We start from the raw sequence: 3,497 nt of genomic DNA, 5'->3' as shown, positions 1-3,497 counted from the left end.
CGCCCACCACAGCGCAGCCCAGGCTGCGGGCAATGCTGGTGATAGCCAGCACGATCTCGCGGTCGAAGCGGCTTTGCGTGATGTGCTCGATGAAGGAACCGTCGATCTTGATCGTGTCGACGGGGAAACGCCTGAGATATTCGAACGAACTCATGCCGGCGCCGAAATCGTCGAGGCTGACCCGGCAGTGCCGCTCACGCGCCTTGCGCACGAATTGTTCTGCGGCGTCGAAATTCGTGACCGCGGCGGTCTCGGTAATCTCGAAGCCGATGCCCGAATGCGGCGCCCCGGTCTCCTCGATGACGCTGTCGACAAACGCCCACAATTGCGGATCGCTCAACGTCTGCGCCGACAGGTTGAAGCCGAGCGTCAGCGCGCCCGAGCGCAACGCCGCGCCGTGCCGCGACAGCGCGGTGCGGATGATCCAGCGGTCGAGCCTGGAAGCGATGCCGAACCGCTCGGCCACCGGAATGAACTCGCCGGGCGACACCAGGCGGCCATTGCGTGCGGTGAGCCTCGCCAGCACTTCGACATGGCGGCTCTCTTCCCAGGGCCTGCCCAGCAGATGGATTTCCTGGCCGAACAGTTTCAGCCGTCCGTCTTCCATGGCATCGACGGTGTCGGCGGCGATGCGCGCCGCATTCAGCCCGCCCGACCCCGATGCCGTCTTGACGGAGAACACAGCGAAACGGTTTCGCCCGGCAGCCTTGGCCGCGTAGCAGGCATCGTCGGCGCAGGCCAGCGCGTCGGCCACCGTGGTGCTAGCATCATCGACAAAGGCGATACCGATCGAGGCCGCCAGCTTGCGCGTCGATGCGGCCGGGCCGAGATCGGCTTCGCGCACCGCGCCAAGCACGGCGGTGGCGATCCGCTCGGCCTGCACGGCATCGCAATGCGGCACCACCAGCGCGAATTCGTCGCCGCCCAGCCGCGCCGCATGCGCCGATGGCGGCAGACAAGCACGGATGCCGGCGGCAACGCTCTTCAGCGCCAGGTCGCCGGCGGCGTGGCCGGCAAAATCGTTGAGCGCCTTGAAGTAGTCGAGATCGACATAGAACACGGCGAGCGGCGCACCTGCCGCGATATGGTCGGCAAGCAGCCGGTCGAAGGCGGAGCGGTTCCACAGGCCGGTCAGAGCGTCATGGCGGGCCGCGTAGGCGAGCTCCTGCTCGCGCAGCTTTTCCTCGGTGATGTCGCGCACCGTGCCGAGGATCTGGCCGGCAGCACCCGCGGCGGCGACGAAGCGGACCAGCGATTCGATGTGGCGGATCTCGCCGTCGCGCCTGATGATACGGTATTGATTGGCGATGACGGCGTCCGTTCCCATCGGTGCCCGGTGCGCGCGCTCGGTGGCTTCCTTGTCCTCGGGATGCAGATAGCTGTGCCAAAGGTCGGCCGTCACCTCGTCGGTGTCGGCGACGAGGCCGAACATGTCTCTGGTGCGGGTGTCCCAATAGCTCTTGTTGGTGGCGATGTCGTAGTGCCAGATGCCGGTGCCGCTGGCGGCGAGCGCCAGGCGGAAGCGCACATTGACCTTTTCGAGCTCGGCTTCGGCCGCCTTCTGCTTGGTGATGTCGGTCTGCACGCCCATCAGCCGCAGTGGCTTTCCGGAAGCGTCGCGCTCGACGATGCCACCGCGATCGAGCACCCATACCCAGTGGCCGTGCTTGTGCTTCAGCCTGAGTTCGGTCTCGATGGCGTCGGTCTGTCCGGCGATGTGGCGGTCGCCGCTGGCCAGCGCCCGCTCGCGATCGTCGGGATGGGTCAGTTGCAGCCACAGGTCACTGGTGTTGGCAAGTTCGCTTTCATCATAGCCCAGCATCCGCGCCCAGGTCGCTGAATAGAAGCACGCGCCGGTCGCAAGATCCCAGTCCCAGACACCAAGATGGGCGCGTTCCAGGGCCTTGGCCCAGAACGTTCCATTACGAGTTTTCTTGTCCTGACGCGCCATCGTCTGTTTCGCTCATCCCCACCAAGGGGCAATCTGCAGCAAAACCAGAGAAGAAACAGTTACCGAAGGAAGACTGCCCCAGAACGGCGATCCTGCGTTGCCAGCTTGCGTGAGCGTTGCCGGCACGTTCCCGCCTTTCGATTGGCCGGCAAGAACCGGAGTTTTGCCCCCAACGGATCGTCCTAGTGCTTGCCCAGGGTCATCGGCGAAGGCCGGTGATCCCCAAGACAAACAGAAAGAGGACCTCCCAATGACCAAACAGGAAGACAACAAGGCCGTCGTCGTCAGATGGTTCACCGACTTCTGGGGTGAAACCTGCGACCTGTCGGTGGTCGACGACATCGCCGCACCCGACATGCTGCTGAAATACTCGCTGCATGAGCCGCGCCGCGGCCGCGACGACATCAAGGCCTTCATGACCGACTTCCGCGCCGCTTTCCCGGACCTCAATTTCTGGGCCACCGCCGAGCTCATCGCCGAAGGCGACTATGTCGTCGGCCAGTGGGAGGGCGGCGGTACTCATGCCGGCCCGGCGTTCAACGATTTCCTCGTCGGTTCGCTGCCGGCCGCTACCGGCCGCACCATGCGCTTCACCGGCACCACCGTGCTGAAAGTGGTCGACGGCAGGATCGTCGAGGAGATCGGCCTCGACGACGGCGTCGCCGCCCTCACCCAGCTCGGCCTGGTCAAGGCCGCCTGATCGCTGGGCCATCGCCGTCCAGGCGATGGCCCCACGTTCAATCGCGGCCGAAGCCTGATGGAAAGGCCGCCTGCAACGGTCGAAAGCCTCGGATGGCGGCGAATGACGCAGGTGCGTTGCGGCGCAACATCGTTGTCAATGAATCCTTGCCAACAAATTGTGAATTATAACTGTGTGACGAATAAAATTTTACTTGGATACAAGTGTAACCAGTTGGTAATACATCGCCTGCGAAATACTCCATAACAATTTTCTGGGCAGCTGGCGGGATGTCCTCCGATGAATGCGCACACCGGGCAGCGCGGCGGCAATAGCCGCTCGTCCGCCCCTCTTGACCTGGACGTCGCGGCAACCAGGAGCGGTTGGCTGCTGACTGCCCTGTGTCTGACCTATGCCCTGACTGCTCTTTACCTGGAGCCGGATCGCTATCTGCATCTGGCGCATTCCTATGCCAGGCCGTTCGTCTTGTTGTTGCCCACGCTTCTGGCGGCTGGGCTCGGCCTGGCGGCGCTGACATTTGCCAGGCGCAACCCGACCAGGTACATGCTCGACACGCTCAGCCAGAGTTGGCTGGCAGCCACACCTGTCATCGTTTTGTTCTATCTCGGCATCACCGCCTTCACCACCCTGAAGGTCGCCATCCCGGACGTCGTGCCGTTCTACGCCGACCGCGCCCTGGTGGAGCTTGATCTTTGGCTGCATGGCACCGATCCGTGGACTTGGGCGCACAGCGTCGTTCCCGAATCGTTCTCGGCCGTGATTTTCGCCGGCTACGCATATGTTTGGCATGTCCAATGGTTCGGCATTTTGCTGTTCGTCGCCTTCTGGCGCGATCCAGTCAGGCGC

General features: G+C 63.7%; 2 protein-coding genes and 1 pseudogene. 2 read left to right on the top strand and 1 reads right to left on the bottom strand.

Features of this window, described 5'->3' with window-relative positions; all coding sequences use genetic code 11:
* Positions 1 to 1,951 (bottom strand): EAL domain-containing protein (locus tag ACXJ7R_RS27750; RefSeq protein ID WP_457154612.1); only part of this gene is annotated, 1,951 nt, incomplete at its 3' end.
* Between the two features lie 250 nt (positions 1,952 to 2,201).
* Between ACXJ7R_RS27750 and ACXJ7R_RS27745 the strand changes: the two genes are divergently transcribed.
* Both ACXJ7R_RS27745 and ACXJ7R_RS27740 read left to right on the top strand, forming a co-directional pair.
* A complete protein-coding gene (locus ACXJ7R_RS27745) occupies positions 2,202 to 2,651 on the top strand; it encodes an ester cyclase (RefSeq protein WP_457154611.1) in 450 nt (149 codons plus the stop codon).
* A 279-nt stretch (positions 2,652 to 2,930) separates the two neighbouring features.
* Positions 2,931 to 3,497: pseudogene (locus ACXJ7R_RS27740) on the top strand (phosphatase PAP2 family protein); the annotation flags it as partial.

The organism is Mesorhizobium sp. P5_C1 (assembly GCF_054049815.1).
This window is presented reverse-complemented; position numbering and strand designations above follow the sequence as displayed.

What these genes read in the sequence shown, in the direction of transcription:
- ACXJ7R_RS27745 (WP_457154611.1), top strand. Translation starts at nt 2,202, where the DNA reads ATGACCAAACAGGAAGACAACAAGGCCGTCGTCGTCAGATGGTTCACC.